Origin of the sequence: Kluyvera sp. EC_51, assembly GCF_019584505.1 — a bacterium.
In the GTDB taxonomy this organism is placed as follows: Bacteria; Pseudomonadota; Gammaproteobacteria; order Enterobacterales; family Enterobacteriaceae; genus Kluyvera; species Kluyvera sichuanensis.
The window spans coordinates 69,334-88,626 of the sequence record NZ_VDAG01000042.1 but is presented as its reverse complement, the minus strand read 5'-3'; the positions used below and the strand labels follow the sequence as shown (position 1 = coordinate 88,626).

20 protein-coding genes are annotated in these 19,293 nt (G+C 56.5%); 15 read left to right on the top strand and 5 right to left on the bottom strand.

The features are described 5' to 3' along the window. Nucleotides 1-441: a heat shock protein HslJ gene (gene hslJ / locus FHC49_RS11245; RefSeq protein ID WP_220439789.1), complete on the bottom strand. Its 441-nt coding sequence runs from the start codon at nucleotides 439-441 to the stop codon at nucleotides 1-3. Between the two features lie 244 nt (nucleotides 442-685). Continuing rightward, nucleotides 686-1,675 carry a 2-hydroxyacid dehydrogenase gene (locus FHC49_RS11240; protein ID WP_220439788.1) on the bottom strand — a complete coding sequence of 330 codons (990 nt, stop codon included), beginning with the start codon at nucleotides 1,673-1,675 and terminating at the stop codon, nucleotides 686-688. A gap of 311 nt (nucleotides 1,676-1,986) precedes the next feature. On the opposite strand from FHC49_RS11240, the gene FHC49_RS11235 reads away from it, so the two are divergent. From FHC49_RS11235 to FHC49_RS11185, 11 genes are all read left to right on the top strand, one after another. Further along, complete coding sequence (locus FHC49_RS11235) at nucleotides 1,987-4,629, top strand: YdbH family protein (RefSeq protein WP_220439787.1); 2,643 nt, start codon at nucleotides 1,987-1,989, stop codon at nucleotides 4,627-4,629. Further along, entirely contained in the window at nucleotides 4,626-4,817 is a 192-nt protein-coding gene (locus FHC49_RS11230; protein ID WP_185666098.1) for a YnbE family lipoprotein, read from the top strand. Before FHC49_RS11235 ends, FHC49_RS11230 begins: the two co-directional genes overlap by 4 nt. 7 nt (nucleotides 4,818-4,824) lie before the next feature. Then, nucleotides 4,825-5,148, top strand: a complete 324-nt coding sequence (locus FHC49_RS11225) for a YdbL family protein (RefSeq protein ID WP_220439802.1) — start codon at nucleotides 4,825-4,827, stop codon at nucleotides 5,146-5,148. 132 nt (nucleotides 5,149-5,280) lie between these two features. Then, on the top strand, nucleotides 5,281-5,637 hold the full coding sequence (gene hinT, locus FHC49_RS11220) for a purine nucleoside phosphoramidase (RefSeq protein WP_185666099.1): 357 nt from the start codon (nucleotides 5,281-5,283) through the stop codon (nucleotides 5,635-5,637). A 3-nt stretch (nucleotides 5,638-5,640) separates the two neighbouring features. Next, nucleotides 5,641-6,015 (top strand): YcfL family protein, encoded by a 375-nt coding sequence (locus FHC49_RS11215; RefSeq protein ID WP_220439786.1) that lies wholly within the window; start codon nucleotides 5,641-5,643, stop codon nucleotides 6,013-6,015. Between the two features lie 23 nt (nucleotides 6,016-6,038). Next, complete coding sequence (lpoB, locus tag FHC49_RS11210) at nucleotides 6,039-6,677, top strand: penicillin-binding protein activator LpoB (protein ID WP_220439801.1); 639 nt, start codon at nucleotides 6,039-6,041, stop codon at nucleotides 6,675-6,677. Continuing rightward, nucleotides 6,658-7,500, top strand: coding sequence for a thiamine kinase (gene thiK, locus FHC49_RS11205; protein ID WP_220439785.1), 843 nt, complete (start codon nucleotides 6,658-6,660; stop codon nucleotides 7,498-7,500). Before lpoB ends, thiK begins: the two co-directional genes overlap by 20 nt. Beyond that, the gene (nagZ, locus tag FHC49_RS11200) at nucleotides 7,488-8,513 is read left to right on the top strand and encodes a beta-N-acetylhexosaminidase (RefSeq protein ID WP_220439784.1); all 1,026 of its coding nucleotides are present in this window, start codon (nucleotides 7,488-7,490) and stop codon (nucleotides 8,511-8,513) included. The genes thiK and nagZ overlap by 13 nt, the downstream gene beginning before the upstream one ends. A 38-nt stretch (nucleotides 8,514-8,551) precedes the next feature. Further along, nucleotides 8,552-9,094: an alpha/beta hydrolase YcfP gene (ycfP, locus tag FHC49_RS11195; RefSeq protein WP_185666102.1), complete on the top strand. Its 543-nt coding sequence runs from the start codon at nucleotides 8,552-8,554 to the stop codon at nucleotides 9,092-9,094. Between the two features lie 271 nt (nucleotides 9,095-9,365). Beyond that, entirely contained in the window at nucleotides 9,366-10,670 is a 1,305-nt protein-coding gene (locus FHC49_RS11190; RefSeq protein WP_220439783.1) for an NAD(P)/FAD-dependent oxidoreductase, read from the top strand. Between the two features lie 219 nt (nucleotides 10,671-10,889). Continuing rightward, nucleotides 10,890-11,426, top strand: a complete 537-nt coding sequence (locus tag FHC49_RS11185) for a glycine zipper 2TM domain-containing protein (RefSeq protein WP_185666104.1) — start codon at nucleotides 10,890-10,892, stop codon at nucleotides 11,424-11,426. A gap of 56 nt (nucleotides 11,427-11,482) precedes the next feature. Here the strand turns inward: FHC49_RS11185 and FHC49_RS11180 are convergent, their stop codons facing one another. Beyond that, nucleotides 11,483-12,121, bottom strand: coding sequence for a TetR/AcrR family transcriptional regulator (locus tag FHC49_RS11180; RefSeq protein ID WP_220439782.1), 639 nt, complete (start codon nucleotides 12,119-12,121; stop codon nucleotides 11,483-11,485). 245 nt (nucleotides 12,122-12,366) lie between these two features. Between FHC49_RS11180 and bhsA the strand changes: the two genes are divergently transcribed. Beyond that, the gene (gene bhsA, locus FHC49_RS11175) at nucleotides 12,367-12,624 is read left to right on the top strand and encodes a multiple stress resistance protein BhsA (RefSeq protein ID WP_185666106.1); all 258 of its coding nucleotides are present in this window, start codon (nucleotides 12,367-12,369) and stop codon (nucleotides 12,622-12,624) included. A gap of 88 nt (nucleotides 12,625-12,712) precedes the next feature. Here the strand turns inward: bhsA and FHC49_RS11170 are convergent, their stop codons facing one another. Both FHC49_RS11170 and FHC49_RS11165 read right to left on the bottom strand, forming a co-directional pair. Further along, nucleotides 12,713-13,672 carry a L,D-transpeptidase family protein gene (locus FHC49_RS11170; protein WP_220439781.1) on the bottom strand — a complete coding sequence of 320 codons (960 nt, stop codon included), beginning with the start codon at nucleotides 13,670-13,672 and terminating at the stop codon, nucleotides 12,713-12,715. Between the two features lie 133 nt (nucleotides 13,673-13,805). Continuing rightward, entirely contained in the window at nucleotides 13,806-15,974 is a 2,169-nt protein-coding gene (locus tag FHC49_RS11165) for a TonB-dependent siderophore receptor (protein WP_220439780.1), read from the bottom strand. Nucleotides 15,975-16,399: 425 nt separating this feature from the next. Here FHC49_RS11165 and FHC49_RS11160 point away from each other — a divergent pair, with 425 nt between their 5' ends. Genes FHC49_RS11160 through FHC49_RS11150 form a run of 3 tightly spaced genes read left to right on the top strand, consistent with a single transcriptional unit; the run spans nucleotide 16,400 to nucleotide 19,289 of the window. Then, nucleotides 16,400-17,224: an ABC transporter ATP-binding protein gene (locus FHC49_RS11160; RefSeq protein WP_185666109.1), complete on the top strand. Its 825-nt coding sequence runs from the start codon at nucleotides 16,400-16,402 to the stop codon at nucleotides 17,222-17,224. Next, entirely contained in the window at nucleotides 17,224-18,240 is a 1,017-nt protein-coding gene (locus FHC49_RS11155) for an iron ABC transporter permease (RefSeq protein WP_220439779.1), read from the top strand. Before FHC49_RS11160 ends, FHC49_RS11155 begins: the two co-directional genes overlap by 1 nt. After that, entirely contained in the window at nucleotides 18,237-19,289 is a 1,053-nt protein-coding gene (locus FHC49_RS11150) for an iron ABC transporter permease (RefSeq protein WP_220439778.1), read from the top strand. Before FHC49_RS11155 ends, FHC49_RS11150 begins: the two co-directional genes overlap by 4 nt. Nucleotides 19,290-19,293: the final 4 nt, after the last annotated feature.

Here is a 19,293-nt window from a genome sequence, read left to right as displayed (position 1 = left end):
TTAACTCACCAGGTCGGCGAGTTTGAAGGTCAGCGTCTGATCGGCAGTTGCCAGCGTCAGCTGATGTTCAGTTAAATCGACCTGGGCTCCCTGGCGAAGCATGCTGCTGAGCGTCGCGTCGAGCTGGTTTAGCTGCGCGTCGCTACAACGCTTACGGGTCATTGCCAGTTCGGAGGCTTTCAGTTCGCCGTTGCTGATTTTTGCGGTTCCGGAAAAGCGGTTACACATCTCGCCGGAGAGATAAATATTATTTAATAGCGACTGTTTTTCACCAAAGCTCACTTCGAGTGGGGCGCCATTGCTATTGACGGTTTTGCCATTCACGCTTTCAAGTACAAAACGGTGATGCTGGAGCTGTTCACCGCCGGTAGACATTTTGCTGTTATAGACGCAGCCTGAAAGCAGAGCGGCTGCGGCCAGCAATAAAAACAGGTTCTTCATTGCACGGGACTTCTTATAAATATATTGATCAGGTGAATGCTTCTGAGGGGTTACTGTACAGCCGGAGAGGGCTGGAGGACTTGGCGGAAAATGCTTCCGACGGTAGGTCAGGCGCTTATTCGTCCAAATCCTGGTACCGGCAGGCAAGAAGAAAAGTGGTTGGGTTTATCACCCCGTTGTGTGCCTATCTGTAGTCGGTTCTTCCCCCACAACGGTGGGTTCCTGGTGGGGGAAGAAAAACGCATTAAGCAATAGCGTTAGGGCAATCAGCACCCGTATCGATCAAACGCAGGTTCTCCAGCGTCGTCTCCGAAATGCTGGTCAGCGCCTCCGCGGTCAGGAACGCCTGGTGACCGGTAAACAGCACGTTGTGACAGGCTGACAGACGGCGGAACACGTCATCCTGAATCACGTCGTTAGACTTATCTTCAAAGAACAGATCGCGCTCGTTCTCGTACACGTCCATCCCCAGTGCGCCAATTTTCTGCGTCTTCAACGCTTCAATCGCTGCCTGGGAATCAATTAACGCACCGCGACTGGTGTTGACGATCATCACGCCGTCTTTCATCTTCTCAAACGCGCTGGCGTTGAGCAGATGATAGTTATCTGCGGTCAGCGGACAGTGCAGCGAGATAACGTCCGACTCGGCGAACAGCGTCGGCAGATCAACGTACTCTACGCCCAGTTCCAGCGCCGCCGCGCTTGGATACGGGTCAAACGCCAGCAGACGCATACCAAAACCTTTCAGGATGCGCAGGGCGGCGACGCCAATTTTACCGGTACCGATCACCCCAGCGGTTTTACCAAACATGGTAAAGCCGGTCAGGCCTTCCAGTGAGAAGTTAGCATCACGGGTACGCTGATAAGCACGGTGAATACGACGGTTGAGCGTCATCATCATGCCAATAGCGTGTTCCGCAACGGCTTCCGGCGAATAGGCCGGAACGCGAACCACGCGCAGACCCAGCTCTTTTGCCGCATCGAGATCGACGTTGTTAAAGCCCGCACAGCGCAGCGCAATGTACTTCACGCCGATTCTCTTCAGCTCTTCCAGAACCGGACGGCTGCCGTCATCGTTGACGAAAATACAGACCGCTTCACAGCCGTGGGCGGTTTTCGCGGTTTTTTCCGTCAGCAGGAAATCAAAAAATTCGAGTTCAAAGCCATATGTCTCATTAACATTTTGCAGGTACTTTTTGTCGTACTGCTTGGTGCTGTAAACGGCGATTTTCATAAGACTTTTCTCCAATGATTTTGGCGTTAATTTAGCACATTTCAAAAAATCTTACAAAATATAAAAATGTTTTGAAGGCTAAAGTTACGTAAAGAAACTATCACCAGTATACGCGGATAATCGGCGGGGGAGAAATCACTGTCTCAATCAGAATCAACTGAAATTCCTCACGTTTTATTTTGTAGCAGCTATGATTAATCCATGGTGGCGGCTTTCACTCACAGGTCTGACATGACACAATATGCCTCTTTGGATCGCCCGCTGCGCGTTCACGGCATGACTGCCTGCTTAATCTGGATATTACTGCACCCATGAAGGGTAAATATAAAGCCGTTATTGCGCTACTCCTGGTATTAATACTCCTGCCGTTGACGCTGGTGATGACGCTCGGATATTGGGTGCCTACGCTGGTGGGTATCTGGCTGCCAGCGGGAACTCGCATTGCGCTGAACGACAGCCCACGTTTCACCCGCACCTCCTTACGCGTTCCTGATTTACGTTATCTGGTAGGGGATTGCGAGCTCGCCACGTTGAAAGACGTGACGCTGTCACATCCTAGCCGCTGGCAGTTGCATGCCGCCGCCGTCAATCTCAACGCCGTCTGCTTTAATAAGCTCCCGCAAAACGATGCGGTGCCGGGTGCGCCGCGAACGCTGGCGGAATGGCAGTCGATGCTGCCTAACACCTGGCTGTCCATCGACTCACTGAGCATCTCGCCGTGGGAAAAGTGGCAGGGCAAGCTCAAGGTCTCGCTCACCGCCCAGCATCAGGAACTGGAGTATGAAGGCGACCAGGTGACACTGCACGCCCGCCTGCGCGGGCAGGCGCTGACGGTCAGCGAGTTTCATGCCAGCCTGCTGGAAGGCGAACCGCCGGTGAAGCTGCTCGGTGAATTTACCATGCCGCTGGTGCCGGACGGGCTGCCGGTGAAGGGCCATCTTGAATCGACGTTCCAGGTGCCTCAGGTGCCGTCGCCGGTGGATGCTGAACTGAACTGGGACGGCAATCAGGGGCAACTGGTGATGATGGCGCGCGGTGAAGATGACCCGATTGCCGACTTCCCGTGGCAGATTACCGAACAGCAGCTCATTATCAGCGACGGTCGCTGGAGCTGGCCGTTTCAGGCGGGCATTCCGCTACGTGGTCGCGTGGGCGTGAAGCTGGACAACTGGCAGCAGGGCATCGATAAAACGCTGATTACTGGTCGACTGAGCGTACTCACCTCTGGTGATGCCGGTAAAGGCGTCGCGGTGCTGAACGTTGGGCCGGGAACGCTGAGCATGGATAACAGCGACATGCCGCTGCATCTGGTTGGTGAGGCCAAACAGGGTGACCTGATTTTCTACGCTAAGCTTCCTGCACAGTTAAGTGGCCCACTTTCCGCGCCGACGCTGGCTTTCCAGCCCGGTTCGCTACTCCGTTCACGCGGTCGCGTTATTGATGCTCTTAATATTGATGATGTCCGCTGGCCATTGGCCGGGGTCAAAATTTCCACTCAGGGGATTGATGGCCGTCTGCAGGCGATCCTTCGCGCCCATGAGCAGCAAACCGGCGATTTTGTTCTCCACCTGGATGGCAAGGCCGATAACTTCATGCCGGATAAAGGTACCTGGCAGTGGCGCTACTGGGGCGACGGTCACTTTACGCCGATGCAGGCGCGCTGGGACGTGACCGGCACCGGCGAGTGGCGCGATAGCGCGATTGTGCTCAACGCACTCTCCACCGGTTTTGACAAGCTGCAGTACGGCACCATGACCATCGAGCAGCCGCGCCTGACGCTCCAGCAGCCGATTCACTGGATCCGCGACGAACAGCATCCCTCCTTTACCGGTGCGCTGGCGCTTGATGCCAAAGAGACGCGCTTTACCGGCGGCAGCGTCTTGCCCGCCTCGGCCCTGAACTTCAGCGTTGACGGCCGCGACCCAACTTTCTTCCAGTTTAAAGGTGACCTGAGGGCGCAGGAGATTGGCCCGATTCGCGTCAACGGCCGCTGGGACGGCGAACGTCTGCGCGGGCAAGCGTGGTGGCCGAAGCAGTCGCTGACGGTGTTCCAGCCGCTGGTGCCACCGGACTGGAAAATGAAGCTGCGTGACGGTTCGCTGTATGCCCAGGTAGCGTTCTCTGCGGCGGTAGGGCAAGGTTTTGAGGCTGGTGGCCACGGTGTGCTGCGCAACGGCAGCGCATGGATGCCGGATAACGAAGTCAACGGCGTTGATTTTGTACTGCCGTTCCGCCTGAAAGCAGGCGTATGGCAGTTGGGAACGCGCCGCCCGGTGTCGCTGCGTATTGCTGAAATCGTCAACCAGGTGACGGCGCGTAATGTCACTGCCGACCTGCAGGGCACCTGGCCGTGGAGTGAAGCATCGCCGTTACAACTGAGCGACGTCAGCGTTGACGTGCTCGGGGGTAAGGTGACCATGCAGCAGCTGCGTATGCCGCAGCACGATGCGGCGCTGCTACGCTTGCAGCATATTTCAACCAGCGAGCTGGTCAGCGCGGTCAACCCGAAACAGTTCGCCATGTCCGGCCCGGTGGACGGTGCGCTGCCGCTGTGGCTGAACGATAGCAAATGGATAATCAAAGACGGCTGGTTGCATAATCCTGGCCCGATGACCCTGAGACTGGACAAAGACACCGCCGATGCCGTCGCCGATGACAATATTGCCGCCGGGGCCGCGATTAACTGGTTACGCTATATGGAGATCTCGCGGTCGTGGACGCGTATCAATCTCGATAGTCTCGGTCTGCTGACGCTACAGGCAACGGTCACCGGGACCGGCGTGATGGACGAGAAACGCAGCACGGTGCGTCTGAACTACACGCACCAGGAGAATGTTTTTGATTTGTGGCGAAGCCTGCGCTTTGGCGACAAACTTCAGTCATGGCTCGAGCAACACGCAACCCTTCCCGATGTGCCGTGTCGCAGCGGCACGGAATGTAAGGAGCAACAATGAAATTATCCATCGCCATACTGGGATTGATGGCAACCGGCCTGTTATCAGGGTGCGTGCCGCGTATTGAAGTGGCGGCACCGAAAGAGCCGATCACCATCAATATGAACGTGAAAATTGAACACGAAATCCATATTAAGGCCGATAAGGACGTTGAGGATCTGCTCAAGTCCCGTAGCGACCTATTCTGAGGCTATGATGAGAAAATCCGGGATTATCGCCGTGCTGGCGCTCACGCTCTTCAGCCTACAGGCGCTGGCGCTTACACTGCCCGAAGCTCGCCAGCAGGGACGAGTGGGAGAAACGCAGGGGGGCTATCTGGCGGCCATTGCCCAGGATAGCGAGACGCTGGTGCTGGTGAAGAAAATTAATGAAGCACGCAGCCAAAGCTATCAGCAGCTGGCGCAAAGCAACAACCTGCCGTCGCAGGAAGTGGCGCGTCTGGCCGGGAAAAAGCTGATTGAGAAAGCCCAGCCGGGGGAATACGTCCAGGGCATCAACGGCCAGTGGGTGCGGAAGTAAAGGCTGGCGCGTAGAAGAAAAAACGTATTACGGTTGAAACAGGGGCGGCAACTCGCTCATACTCTTGGCATGTAACCTGTTCGTCGGTAACGATTTTACCGGCTGCACATGAGAATAATAAAGGAACTCCCAATGGCAGAAGAAACGATTTTCAGCAAAATCATTCGTCGCGAAATCCCATCAGACATCGTCTATCAGGACGAACTGGTCACCGCCTTCCGTGATATTTCTCCGCAGGCGCCGACGCATATTCTGATCATTCCTAACACGCTGATTGCCACCACCAACGACGTTACCGCCGAGCACGAACTGGCGCTGGGGCGCATGGTTACCGTGGCGGCGAAAATTGCTCGTGATGAAGGGATTGCTGAAGACGGCTATCGTCTGATCATGAACTGCAACCGCCACGGCGGGCAGGAAGTTTATCATATTCACATGCACTTGGTGGGCGGTCGCCCGCTGGGGCCAATGCTGGCGCATAAAGGCTAACCTATGAAACCGGTCTGTCTCGGTCTTGTACTTTGCGCGACGCTGCTTGCCGGGTGCCATTCGCGCCCGGAAATTGCCGTCAGCGAGCAGCAAACGCTGGTCATGGAATCCAACGTCCTGGCGGCGGGGGTCAGCGCGGAAAAGCCGGTGCTGAGTTCATCGGATATCCAGTCTACCGCCAGCGCAAAGCTGTTTAATGAAAGGCGAGAGCCGGTCACCGTTCACTATCGTTTTTATTGGTATGACGCCAGAGGGCTGGAAATGCACCCGCTGGAAGCGCCGCGCAGCATCACGGTTCCAGCAATGGGGTCGGTGACGCTGTACGGGACGGCTAACAGTCTTGGGGCGCATAAAGCCCGGCTTTATCTTTATCTCTGAGGGGTAAACTATCAATGAGTAAATTGGGTCGCTATGCGTTAATTGCTTCCCTGGCAATGTTCCTCGCCGGGTGTGTGGTGCGTGAACAGCCGGCACCGGTCGACACGGTCAATCCACAGCAGCCGCAGCAGCCAACCGAACCGCAGCAGCCGGTGCCGACGGTACCGAGCGTGCCGACGATTCCGCAGCAGCCAGGGCCAATTGAGCACGGTGGTGAAACGCCTGCGCAGCCAACGCCGCGCGTCCGTCACTATGACTGGAACGGTGCCGCGCAGCCACTGGTGGGCAAAATGCTCCAGGCTGGCGGCGTTAACGCGGGCAGCATTCTGCTGGTTGATAGCGTCAACAACCGCACCAACGGTTCGATGAACGCCGGTGAGGCGACAACCGCACTGCGCAATGCGCTGGCGGGTAACGGTAAATTCACCCTGGTGTCAGCGCAGCAGCTGGCGGTGGCGAAGCAGCAGCTTGGCCTGTCGCCGCAGGATAGCCTCGGCTCCCGCAGCAAAGCGATGGGCATCGCCCGTAACGTGGGCGCACAGTACGTGCTCTATTCCAACGCCACCGGTAACGTCAACGCGCCGATGCTGCAAATGCAGCTGATGCTGGTACAGACCGGTGAGATCGTCTGGTCAGGTAAGGGTGCGGTTGCGCAACAGTAAACTCTCGCGTGACGAACTCCTGTCACGCGTCTTCCCGCACTATAAGATTGTCGCCAGCCCCGAAACCGCGGGGCTGAGCGGCAGTAGCTGCATTTTGCAACACGGCGAACGACGGCTGGTGCTACGTCAGCACCACGACCCGCATGCGCCGGAAAGCGACTTCCTGCGTCAATATCACGCCCTGCGTCAACTCCCGTCCTCACTGGCGCCAAAGCCGGTTTTTTATACGCCCGGCTGGATGGCCGTCGATTTTTTACCCGGTGAGATCAAAAGCGTGCTCCCGGCGCATCGTCAGCTTGCCGCTCTCCTGTATCATTTGCACCAGCAGCCTCGGTTTGGCTGGGCGCTTTCGCTGCAACCGCTGCTGATGCAGTACTGGGAGCAATGCGACCCGGCGCGGCGAACGCCGCTGTGGCTGCGGGAACTTCAGCGTCTGCGTAAGCAGGGCGAACCACGCCCGCTGCGGCTGGCACCGCTGCATATGGACGTGCATGCGGGCAATATCGTCCATACCGCCGACGGGCTGCGGCTGATCGACTGGGAATATGCGGGAGACGGCGATGTGGCGCTGGAGCTCGCTGCCGTCTGGACGGCAGACATGAAGCAGCGCCGCGCACTGACGTGGGCATACGCCGAGCAGGCGCATTTTTCGCCGGAAGCGCTCTGGCGACAGGTTAAACGCTGGCGGCCGTGGGTGCTGATGCTGATGGCCGGCTGGTTCGAGTGTCGCTGGCAACAAAGCGGCGACAAACAATTCATCACGCTGGCCAACGAGATTTGGTGCCAGCTTAGCGACAAAAAGGAGGCCGTGTGGGGCCAGTAATGTTGGATGTTGAAGGCTATGAGCTGGATGCCGAAGAACGTGAAATTCTGGCGCATCCGCTGGTAGGCGGCTTAATTCTCTTCACCCGTAACTATCATGACCCGGAGCAACTGCGTGAGCTGGTTCGCCAGATCCGTAGCGCCTCCCGAAATCATCTGGTAGTGGCGGTCGATCAGGAAGGCGGGCGCGTCCAGCGCTTCCGGGAAGGCTTCACCCGTTTGCCGGCTGCGCAATCTTTTGCCGCCGTGCTGGGCGAAGAGGCGGGCGGACGTATGGCATTAGACGCTGGCTGGTTGATGGCGAGCGAAATGATCGCCATGGACATTGATATCAGCTTTGCGCCGGTGCTGGACGTTGGCCATATCTGCACCGCCATCGGCGAACGTTCCTATCATGCTGATCCGCACAAAGCGCTGGCAATGGCGCGTCATTTTATTGACGGTATGCACAGTGCCGGGATGAAAACCACCGGTAAACACTTCCCGGGCCACGGCGCGGTGACCGCCGACTCGCATAAAGAGACGCCGCATGACCCGCGTTCAGAGGCTGAGATTCGCGCCAGAGATATGGCGGTGTTTAAAACGCTGATTACCGAAAACGCGCTCGACGCCATTATGCCCGCGCACGTTATCTACGATGAAGTCGACCCGCGTCCGGCAAGCGGCTCGCCGCACTGGCTGAAAACCGTGCTGCGCGGCGAGCTGGGCTTCGACGGGGTGATCTTCTCCGACGATTTGTCGATGGAAGGGGCGGCAATTATGGGCAGCTACGCTGAGCGCGGTCAGGCATCGCTGGATGCAGGTTGCGATATGATCCTCGTCTGCAATAATCGTAAAGGGGCCGTCAGCGTGTTAGATAACCTGTCGCCGATCAACGCTGAGCGTGTTACGAAGTTGTATCATAAAGGTTCATTTAGCCGTCAGGAACTGATGGACTCCGCCCGCTGGAAAACGGTTAGCGCTGAGCTGGAGCAACTCCACGAACGCTGGCAGGAAGAGAAGGCTGGTCATTAACCCTCCCGGTGTGGGAGTAATGGTGTGGTGAGGATCAAATGATTATCTATTTACACGGTTTTGACTCGAATAGCCCAGGTAACCACGAAAAAGTGTTGCAGCTACAGTTTATCGACCCGGACGTGCGGTTGATTAGCTACAGCACGCGGCACCCGAAACATGATATGCAGCATCTGCTCAAGGAAGTGGACAAGATGCTGCAGCTGAACGCCGATGAGCGTCCGTTGATTTGCGGCGTAGGGCTGGGTGGCTTTTGGGCGGAACGTATCGGCTTCCTGTGCGATATCCGTCAGGTGATGTTTAACCCGAACCTGTTCCCGAACGAGAACATGGACGGCAAGATTGATCGCCCGGAAGAGTATATGGATATCGCGACCAAGTGCGTGAATAACTTCCGTGAAAAGAACCGCGATCGCTGCCTGGCTATTCTCTCGCGTCACGATGATGCGCTGGATAGCCAGCGTTCAGCCGACATGCTGCATCATTACTATGAGATCATCTGGGATGAAGAGCAGGGTCATAAGTTCAAGAATATCTCCCCGCATCTGCAGCGGATCAAAGCCTTTAAAACCTTAGGCTAAGAGACCGGCAAAGCGCCCCGGCAACGCTCCGTTGCCGGGGCTTTTTTTTGTTAATTTTTAACCGAACCAACCCATTTTTCGGCTATCAAAATATCGTTCGCTCAACTTCTGCGCGATAAAACTTGATGCACATCAATTTTGGTATGACCAATGCACCATTCGTGTTATTCTCATTGCAGCTGAATGGTTTCACACAAGTAACTTGTTGTTAATTAAAGGCTATATTCATAACTTTTAATTAACAATTGGTTAATAAATTTTAAGGGGTCACATGACTACGCCAATGAAAAAAATCGTAATTGTGGGTGGTGGTGCTGGCGGCCTGGAACTGGCTACTCAACTGGGTAGAAAGCTTGGCCGCAGTAAAAAAGCGAAAATCACGCTGGTGGATCGTAACCATAGCCACCTGTGGAAGCCGCTGCTGCATGAAGTGGCAACCGGCTCTCTTGATGAAGGCGTAGATGCACTGAGCTACCTGGCGCATGCGCGTAACCACCACTTCCAGTTCCAGCTGGGCTCGGTGATGGATATCAACCGCGAAGCGAAAACCCTCACCATCGCTGAACTGCGCGATGAGAAGGGCGAACTGCTGGTGCCTGAGCGCAAGCTGGCGTACGACACGCTGGTGATGGCGCTAGGCAGTACCTCCAACGACTTCAATACCCCGGGCGTGAAAGAGCACTGCATTTTCCTCGATAACCCGCATCAGGCGCGTCGATTCCATCAGGAAATGCTCAACCTGTTCCTGAAGTACTCGGCGAATCTTGGCGCAAACGGCAAGGTGAACATTGCGATTGTTGGCGGTGGGGCGACCGGCGTTGAGCTGTCGGCTGAACTGCACAATGCGGTGAAACAGCTGCACAGCTACGGCTATAAAGGCTTAAGCAACGAAGCGCTAAACGTGACGCTGGTGGAAGCCGGTGAACGTATTCTGCCAGCGCTGCCGCCGCGTATCTCTGGTGCGGCGCACAGCGAGCTGACTAAAATGGGCGTGCGCGTGCTGACCCAAACGATGGTCACCAGCGCGGATGCAGGCGGCTTGCACACCAAAGACGGCGAGTACATTCAGGCCGATCTGATGGTCTGGGCGGCAGGTATTAAAGCGCCGGACTTTATGAAAGAGATCGGCGGTCTGGAAACTAACCGTATTAACCAGCTGGTGGTCGAGCCAACGCTGCAAACCACCCGTGACCCGGATATCTACGCGATTGGCGACTGTGCCTCCTGCGCACGTCCGGAAGGCGGCTTTGTGCCACCGCGCGCTCAGGCGGCGCACCAGATGGCGACCTGCGCGCTGAATAACATTCTGGCGCAGATGAAGGGCAATGAGCTGAAAGCGTATAGCTACAAAGACCACGGCTCGCTGGTATCGCTTTCTAACTACTCCACCGTCGGCAGCCTGATGGGCAACCTGATGCGCGGTTCGATGATGATTGAAGGGCGTATCGCGCGTATGGTTTACATCTCTCTGTACCGTATGCACCAGATTGCGCTGCATGGCTACGTGAAAACCGGCCTGATGATGCTGGTGGGTAGCATTAACCGCGTGATTCGTCCGCGTCTTAAGTTGCATTAATTATCGTGCCGTTCCCGGCGTCGGCGTGAACGCCTCGGCCGGGCTACAGCAGTGACGAGTAGCCCGGCCGAGCGTCGCGACGCCGGGACATTCCCTCTTCAGAATTCTCCGAAACACCCATCTCCCCATATAAAATCCTGCTTTTGAGTTTTTGTCTGATAGGCACTGCTAACGATCGGTTGCACAATTGTTAGCAATAGCAACAAAGGAGGATCTCCCGTGAATAAATCAATGTTGGCGGGTATAGGTATTGGCGTTGCCGCCGCGCTTGGGGTTGCCGCTGTAGCGAGTATGAACGTTTTCGATCGTGGCCCGCAGTATGCGCAGGTCATTTCCGCTACGCCTATCAAGGAAACCGTCAAAAACCCGCGTCAGGAGTGCCGCAACGTCGCGGTGACGCATCGTCGTCCGGTACAGGATGAAAACCGTATCGCCGGTTCCGTACTGGGTGCGGTGGCAGGCGGCGTGATTGGCCATCAGTTTGGTGGCGGGCACGGTAAAAGCGTTGCCACCGTGGTCGGCGCGCTAGGCGGTGGCTATGCCGGTAACCAGGTGCAGGGTGCGATGCAGAATAATGACACCTACACCACCAACGAGCAGCGCTGTAAAACGGTGTATGACAAATCCGAAAAGACGCTCGGCTATGATGTGACCTACAAAATTGGCGATCAGCAGGGAAAAATCCGTATGGATAAACAGCCTGGTAGCCAGATCCCGCTGGATAGCAACGGCCAGCTGGTACTGAATAAAGCCTAAAATAGCAGGTAGTAAGTTGTTCGCCCCGCCATCACTCAGATGGCGGGGCGTTTTTTTTATGACGGGACGATCATCTGCGGCCAGAGTCGCAGCGTGGTGTCGGTTATCTGCATCAGGGTATCAAAGCTGGCCCCTTCGCGGGCGCTGATGGACATGCCTTGCAGAATACAGCTCAAGAACAACGCCAGCTCGGTGACGTTTTTCTCCGCCGGAATTTCCCCTCGCGATTGGCGCAGCTGAAGGAACTGATTCAGCGTCTGCTCCTGTACCGCATGGCGAGACTTAATGGTCTTCGCAATCTCTTTCGATGACGCCGCCAGCGCCGCCGAGGTGTTGATCATAAAGCAGCCCGCCGGTGTGTCCTTACTGGTAAAGCAGGTTGCTACCGCGGTGAAGTAGTTGCGTAGCGCTTCCACCACCGGTTGCTCATCGCAGAACAAACAGGCTTCATTTTTTGAGGCAAAGTGCGTGATGTAGTGATCGAGAACGGCGCGGAACAGCCCCTCTTTATTCACAAACTCGGCATATAGCGTCGGCGCTTTTGCACCCGTGGCTTCGACGAGGTCGGAGAGGGATGTTGCTTCATATCCATACTGCCAGAATAGCGTCATCGCTTTATCAAGCGCCGCTTCCCGGTCGAATACTTTAGGTCGACCGCGGCCTTTTTTCGCGCAACTTTGCGTGTCAGTTGTCATCGTGCCGCCTACCTTAGTCGGTGTTTAGTGAACGCTCATTATAAAAATAATCCCCGGAAGGGGCTAGCGCTTCGTGAGGAAAAATAAAAAGAACATATTCATATGAAAAATATATGAATCTTAATTAAATAAACGATCGTTATAAAAATACGTTGACGTGTGACCTGGATCTCATTATGATTATTTTATCGATCGTTAAGTTAATAACGTCTGACCTACAAAAATCATCTGCAAAGGTAAAAATCATGAAAACCGTAAAAACTCTGGCCATCGCAGCCGTACTGAGCTCCCTATCATTCGCAAGCTTTGCTGCCGTTGAAGTGCAGTCTACTCCGGCAGACCAGCATAAAGTCGGCAGCATCTCCGCTTCCGCAGGCCCTAACCTGGCGTCTCTGGAACAAGAACTGGCTCAGAAAGCAGATGACATGGGCGCGAAATCGTTCCGTATCACTTCTGTTAGCGGTCCAAACAACCTGCACGGCACCGCAGTTATCTATAAATAAGCGTTAAAACCCTCATAATGCTTATGTCACTGCCATAAAAAAGGCCCTGAGCGCATCCCGCTCAGGGCCTTTTTCTTTATGGAGCCTGCTACATATTTTGCTGTGCGACGTCGTGGTGACGGGTGACATCAACCGGCATCCCGGAGCGTACGTCCATCACTTTGTTCATCACGGCTGCGTCGGTGTTCGCATTCTGGCTGAACGCCTGCATGCTGGCGTTTAGCACGATAGGCAGCGTCTGCGGATCGTCATCAATATGTTCGGACAGCGGCTGGTGAACCTCCACCAGACGTACACCGTTTGGCTCGACTGACGCTTTAATCGGCGTGTTGATGATGGTCACCTTAGTGCCCGGCGTCACCTGGTCAAACAGTGCTTTGATGTCGCCATCGCGCAGACGAATACAGCCGGAGCTGACGCGCATGCCGATACCAAAATCGGCGTTGGTGCCGTGCAGCAGATACACGCCGCCGTAGGCCGCGAGGCGAATTGCGTGGTGGCCCATCGGGTTATCTGGACCCGCTGGCATCACCGCAGGTAAATCGATCCCCTGTGCTTTGTAGCGTGCACGGATATTGGCCGTTGGCGTCCAGGTTGGGTTAGCGCGTTTATCGGAGACGGTCGTCACCATGGTTGGCGTCACCGTTGTGCCACCTAGCTGACCGATACCGATAGGATAGACGGTGACCGTATTTTTACCCGGCGGATAGTAGTAGAGACGCAGCTCAGCCAGATTCAGCACGATGCCTTCGCGTGGAACGTCCGGCAACAGCGTTTGCAGCGGAATGGTCAGTACGCTACCGGCGCGGGGCACGTAAGGATCGACCCCAGGGTTAGCCTGAAGCAGGGCGAGGAAACCGACGTTGTATTTTTTGGCGATAGATTCCAGCGAACCGCCGTTATTCTCGACGACGTGGAAACGGTTTTCGCCGACCAGACGGCTGCCGGGCGGCGGTAACGGCCAGCTGTTGGCGCTGGCGGGCAGCGCAACGCTGGCAACGAGAAGTAATCCCAGTAGCCAGCGTGAAAGTTGCAGAGTTTGTTTCATTACTCTAATCCCTCAAAGTCGCAATATGTTGCTTAAAAGTTAAAGCGACTATTATGCGGAAGGGAACTGTAGGGAAGTGCTAAGGGTTTGAAAGAGTATGTAAAGGCGGCCCCGTGAGTGGGGCCGCTGGCGGTTAGAAGGACATTTTCACCGTGAACTGCACTTCGCGCGGATCGCCAATCTGGTTACCCAGGTTGTTGCTGGCGATAGAGGAGGTGTAGTAGGTCTTGTCAAAGAGGTTTTTGACGTTGACCTGCAGGGTGACCGGGTACTGTAGTTTCATCTTATAGGCCGCAAAGATATCAGCCACCGCGTAGCCCGGAAGGTAGTAATCCGCGCCGTTGGTGCCTGAACGACGGCTCAATGCGTGGCCGCCGCCGCCGAGGGTCAGGGTGTTGCTGTCGTAGACGTTGTTGATGTCATAGGTCAGGAACAGTGAACCGGTATGACGAGGAACGTTTGGCAGCGGTTTACCTGCATAATCAGGATCATCAATCACCTTCGCATCGGTATAACCGTAGCTGGCAATCACGTTCAGGTTATCGGTAAGCGAGCCTGCGACATCCACTTCAATCCCGCGTGAACGCACTTTACCCGCCGTTTTAGCGTAGGTTTCGTCGCCGATGGTCTCGGTATACAGCACGTTGCGCTTATGAATATCAAAGAAGGTGATGTTCGAGGTCACGCCGTTGAACAGATCAAACTTCGCGCCCATCTCGTAGGCCGTGGACTCTTCCGGTGGCAGATCGCCGATGTAGCTGGCAATCGAGGACTGCGGCATAAACGACTGCGCTACGTTGCCGAACAGCGAGACGTTCGGCGTCAGTTTGTAGACCATACCCAGCTTCGGCGTCAACTTCTCATCCTGGCTGTCGGTGTTCTCTTTAAACGGACGGCCCTTACCCGCGTACTGGGTGTAGTACTGGTAGCGCGCGCCGGCCACCACAATCCATTTATCGGTCAGGTACAGCGCGTCCTGCACGTAGGTGGCGTAGGTTTCCTGCTGAATGCGCTGATCGCTGTCGGCCGCGGAGACGCTGGTACATTTACTCAGCGAACCGTAAACCGGGTCATAAATGTTAAAGCCATTTTTGACGTTCTTGCAGCGAATCATATCGGTACGCAGCAGGTCATAATTCTCGTAGGCAATACCGGTGAGCAGCTCGTTATAGAAGCCGCCAATTACCACATTACCCTGCAAATCTGCCCGCGTAGAGTGCATACGCTGGGTCGAGCCCTGGGTCGCATCGACGCGTCGGGTCAGGTTGCCGGTCTTCGCATCGTAAGCCATCACGCGCGCCTGGTTATCGCTGTACATGTCCTGGCTAAAGCTGTAATCGAAGCGCGCGGTCCACTGACTATTCAGACGGTATTCAGCGTTTAGCTGCGCCAGGTCTGAATTACCGTCGGTGATGTTGAACGGCTCGTCAAAACGTGTTTTACGAGATACGTTCACCGCCTTCCCGGTATCGAGGTCGAAAATGGTGCCACGGTCGAACGGGGTATTGTAGTTACGGTGTGACCAGGAGAGGTTTACCGTCGCATCGTCGCCAAACCACGTCAGGGAAGGGGCAATAAAGCTGCTGCGCTCTTTGCCGAAGTTACGCCAGTAATCTTCGTTCTGGTATTCACCAATCAGGCGATACGCCAGACGGGTGCCTTCAATCGGGCCGGTCACGTCGATTTGCCCGGTGCCGCCACCAAAGCTGCTGGAGGTGGCGGAAATATCGCCGGAGAAGGTGCGTTCCGGGCGCTTGGTAACGACGTTAATCAGGCCGCCGGGATCCAGAATCCCGTACAACGTAGAGGCCGGGCCTTTCAACACTTCCACGCGAGAAGTCGCGGCGTTAAAGCTGCGCGGCAGCACAGTGCGCAGGCCGTTGGTCATGATTGAACCATCGCGGTTAGCGCCAAAGCCACGACGGGTAAAGGCGTCCTGGGTGCCGCCCAGGGTGTTGGTTTGCACCACGTTGGCGACGTTATACAGCGCCTCGTCAAGCGAAGTGGCGTGCTGGTCCTCCAGCACTTTGTCACTCACCGTGTTGACCACCTGCGGAATATCGAGCAGCGGCATCGAGGTGAGGGTCGCGGTGGAGCTGCTGATGGGCTGGTACCCTTCGGTAACCGTCTGATCAGCCTGCGCGGTGCCTACAACCGTCATCGCTTCTTCTTTTTTCGCGCTATCGCCGCTCGGGGTATTTTCTGCCGCCATCAGCGAAGGGGAGCCGACCGCCCCCAGAAAAACCAGTGAAAAAAGTGCGCGTCCTGATTTTCCCGTGAACGTCGGGAATAACTGTGTCATCTCTCTGTTTCCCATAAAAAAACTGCCGAAGGATGGCAGTCAAAATTGATAAAAATCATTGCCCTGAAAAGCCAAAATTACCCATTCACACCAAGCCGGGATGTTCAGGATATGTAATTGAGAATCATTCAAACATGCAAAAATGTAGTAGTAAATCCAATCGGCAATAAATTTATCGGCGACTTAAAAAGAGTCGGAATACGAGGTTGGAAAACAGGGGTGTTGTTCATAATTAATTGAATATCATTGCTTTTAATGGTTTTTGTTAGGTGTGGAAATCGCGCTTCATAACCTATTCCTTATGAAATGAAGTGGTAATGTAGTGCTATTGACTACTACATTACGGCATTGCATGATCAAAAGAGAATGAGATTTATTTAAAGTGCAGAACGATACCACGTCGTTGCGGCCGGAGAGAAAGAAACATGCCACAGCGGCAACAAAACGCCCCTCAGGAACGCGGGATAGTGCTGGAGTCCCTTTGCGCCGGTTACGGCAATCAGCGCATCGTTGATAACATCAGCCTGACCATCCCCGTCGGCAAGATGACGGTGCTGGCGGGTGCCAACGGTTCCGGTAAATCCACCTTACTCAACACCATGGCGCGGATGCTCAAACCGCTGGGCGGCTGCGTGCGTCTGGACGGCCAGGATATTCACCAACAGCCAACGAAACAGGTCGCGCGCCAGCTCGGCCTGCTGCCGCAGTCGCCGCTGACTCCGGAAGGGCTCACCGTCTTTGAACTGGTCTCGCGCGGGCGTTACCCGTGGCAGGGGCTGATCCGTCAATGGTCGACGGACGATGAACAGGCGGTCGAGACGGCGCTGCGTCTGACCGGCACTCTGGAGTTTGCGCATCTGCCGGTCGACAGCCTCTCTGGCGGCCAGCGTCAGCGCTGCTGGATTGCCATGGCGCTGGCGCAGCAAACCGCCACCATTCTGCTGGATGAACCGACCACCTGGCTTGATTTACGCTATCAGGTGGAGATCCTCGAACTGCTCCAGCAACTCACCCGCGAACACGGGCGCACCGTGGTGACCGTGCTGCATGACCTCAACTTTGCGGTGAATTACGCCGACACGCTGATTTTTATGAAGCAGGGGAAGATTGCCAGCATCGTGGATGACAGCGCGCCTTGCACCGCCGAAATCATCAAACAGGTTTTCGACGTCGACGTGCATATGTTGCCTAACCCGCAAACTGGAAAACCGCTGTTTATGCCGTTCTGCGCCCGCCCGGAGTCTGCCTGATGGCGACGCAGAGCCTGATTCAACGGCCAAAAACGGTTCGTTCGCTGTGGGCACTGCTGCTGGTTAGCAGCCTGTTATGCCTCGGCGCGATTATTCATCTCGGGCTTGGCGCGCGTGCCATTGCCCCCAGCGTAGTGGTTGATGCGCTGCTGCACTACGACCCACGCAATTTTGACCACCGCATTATCATTAACCTGCGCCTGACGCGACTGCTAGCGGCGCTGCTGACCGGCGCGGCGCTGGGCGTTGCGGGGCTGCTGCTGCAAACGGTGATTCGCAACCCGCTGGGCGAACCGCATATTCTCGGCCTCAACGCCGGGGCTACGCTGGCGGTGGTGGTCTGCTCTGCGGCGGGGATCTCCTACGGTGTGAGCCGCCCGCTGGCGGCGGCTTGTGGGGCGGCGGCGCTGTTTGGGCTAGTGATGCTGCTGGCTTCAGCCGGGCGCGTTGGCGCGACGGCGATGAAAATTACCCTCTGCGGGGTGGCGCTGTCGGCGTTTGCGTCGGCCGTCACCGCGTCGATTCTGATCCTTGATGAACAGACGTTACAGGCGATGCGTACCTGGCTTGCGGGGGATCTCTCCGGCATTAGTCTCAGCACGCTACAGATTGCCAGCGTGCCAGCTCTGCTTGGGGTGTTGATGGCAGCGTTGCTCGCGCCGCGCCTCAACATTCTGGCTCTCGGCGACCGGGTGGCCAGCGGGCTTGGCGTATCGGTGGTGCGCACCCGCGTGCTGGGGGTGATTGCCATCGCGCTGCTGTGCGGTGCGGCGGTCTCGGTAGCCGGGCCGATTGGTTTTATCGGACTGGTGGTGCCACACGTTATTCGCCGCTGGGCCGGGCAGGATATCCGTACCGGGCTGCTGCTGGCGTTGCCGACCGGGGCGTTGCTGCTGCTGCTGGCGGATATTCTCGCCCGCTGGCTGCTGGCGCCGCAGGAACTGGCGACCGGGGTGATGACCGCGATGGTCGGTGCGCCGGTGTTTATTGCGATTGCGGTGAGGTTCTTTAAATGACGCGAGCAGTCACCCGCGCGGGCTTTCGCCCATTAGCACTTGGCCCATTACGTATTTTGCTGCGCCCCCGATTGCTGAAAATCGCCGCCGCGCTGATGACCGTGATTTTGCTATTAGTGGTTTTCGGCGTCACGCGAGGCTCGCTGCCCATTCCCACCAGCGCCATTGGCCGCGCACTGTTTATGCCAGAGGCGTTAAGTGCGCAGCAGGTGTACATCGTGCGCGACATCCGCTTACCCCGACTGCTGATGGCGCTGTTCTGCGGCGGTATGCTCGGCCTTGCCGGCGCGGCAATGCAGTCGATTACCCGCAATGGCCTGGCTGACCCTGGATTAATTGGCGTGAAGGAGGGAACCAGCGTGGTGGTGCTGACCCTCATCCTGGCTTTCCCCGCCGTGAGTCTCGCCTGGCGGCCGCTGGTCGGCATGCTCGGCGGTGTGCTGGTGGCGCTGCTGGTCATCGTACTGGCCCGTGACCTCTCGCGCCCGCGCTTTATTTTGATTGGTATCGGCGTGTCGTGGGCGCTGTCGGCGGCGATGGGGCTGTTTATCACGACTGCTGATATCCGCGATGTGCAGACGGCAATGACCTGGCTTGCGGGCAGCCTGCACGCTGCCACCTGGTCGCTGCTGGCGGTCGCGGTGGTATGGGCGCTGCCGGCGGTGCTGATCCTCTATTTGACCGCAAGGGCGGCGGACGTCGCGTTGATGGGCAACCAGGTGGCGAACGGGCTTGGGGTGCGGTTATCACGCCTGACGCTGCTGCGCTTCTTCGCGCCGGTGCTGCTGACGGCGGCGAGCGTCTCCTGCGTCGGTAGCCTCGGTTTTGTCGGGCTGATGGCGCCGCATATGGCGCGCTTTATGCTGCGCGGCGGCCAGGTCGCGCTGCTTACCGGTAGCGCCTTGATTGGCGCGCTGCTGGTGTTGCTCACCGATACCCTCGGGCGGTTGGCCTTTGCGCCGCTACAAATTCCGGCAGGGATCATCATTTCGTTGATTGGCTGTCCCTTCTTTATTTTACTGCTGTGGCGTCGTCGCGACGCATTGTGAGGTT

Coding starts and splice junctions, on each gene's coding strand:
- hslJ (WP_220439789.1), bottom strand. CDS start 441: ATGAAGAACCTGTTTTTATTGCTGGCCGCAGCCGCTCTGCTTTCAGGC.
- FHC49_RS11240 (WP_220439788.1), bottom strand. CDS start 1,675: ATGAAAATCGCCGTTTACAGCACCAAGCAGTACGACAAAAAGTACCTG.
- FHC49_RS11235 (WP_220439787.1), top strand. CDS start 1,987: ATGAAGGGTAAATATAAAGCCGTTATTGCGCTACTCCTGGTATTAATA.
- FHC49_RS11230 (WP_185666098.1), top strand. CDS start 4,626: ATGAAATTATCCATCGCCATACTGGGATTGATGGCAACCGGCCTGTTA.
- FHC49_RS11225 (WP_220439802.1), top strand. CDS start 4,825: ATGAGAAAATCCGGGATTATCGCCGTGCTGGCGCTCACGCTCTTCAGC.
- hinT (WP_185666099.1), top strand. CDS start 5,281: ATGGCAGAAGAAACGATTTTCAGCAAAATCATTCGTCGCGAAATCCCA.
- FHC49_RS11215 (WP_220439786.1), top strand. CDS start 5,641: ATGAAACCGGTCTGTCTCGGTCTTGTACTTTGCGCGACGCTGCTTGCC.
- ycfP (WP_185666102.1), top strand. CDS start 8,552: ATGATTATCTATTTACACGGTTTTGACTCGAATAGCCCAGGTAACCAC.
- FHC49_RS11190 (WP_220439783.1), top strand. CDS start 9,366: ATGACTACGCCAATGAAAAAAATCGTAATTGTGGGTGGTGGTGCTGGC.
- FHC49_RS11180 (WP_220439782.1), bottom strand. CDS start 12,121: ATGACAACTGACACGCAAAGTTGCGCGAAAAAAGGCCGCGGTCGACCT.
- bhsA (WP_185666106.1), top strand. CDS start 12,367: ATGAAAACCGTAAAAACTCTGGCCATCGCAGCCGTACTGAGCTCCCTA.
- FHC49_RS11170 (WP_220439781.1), bottom strand. CDS start 13,672: ATGAAACAAACTCTGCAACTTTCACGCTGGCTACTGGGATTACTTCTC.
- FHC49_RS11165 (WP_220439780.1), bottom strand. CDS start 15,974: ATGACACAGTTATTCCCGACGTTCACGGGAAAATCAGGACGCGCACTT.
- FHC49_RS11160 (WP_185666109.1), top strand. CDS start 16,400: ATGCCACAGCGGCAACAAAACGCCCCTCAGGAACGCGGGATAGTGCTG.
- FHC49_RS11155 (WP_220439779.1), top strand. CDS start 17,224: ATGGCGACGCAGAGCCTGATTCAACGGCCAAAAACGGTTCGTTCGCTG.
- FHC49_RS11150 (WP_220439778.1), top strand. CDS start 18,237: ATGACGCGAGCAGTCACCCGCGCGGGCTTTCGCCCATTAGCACTTGGC.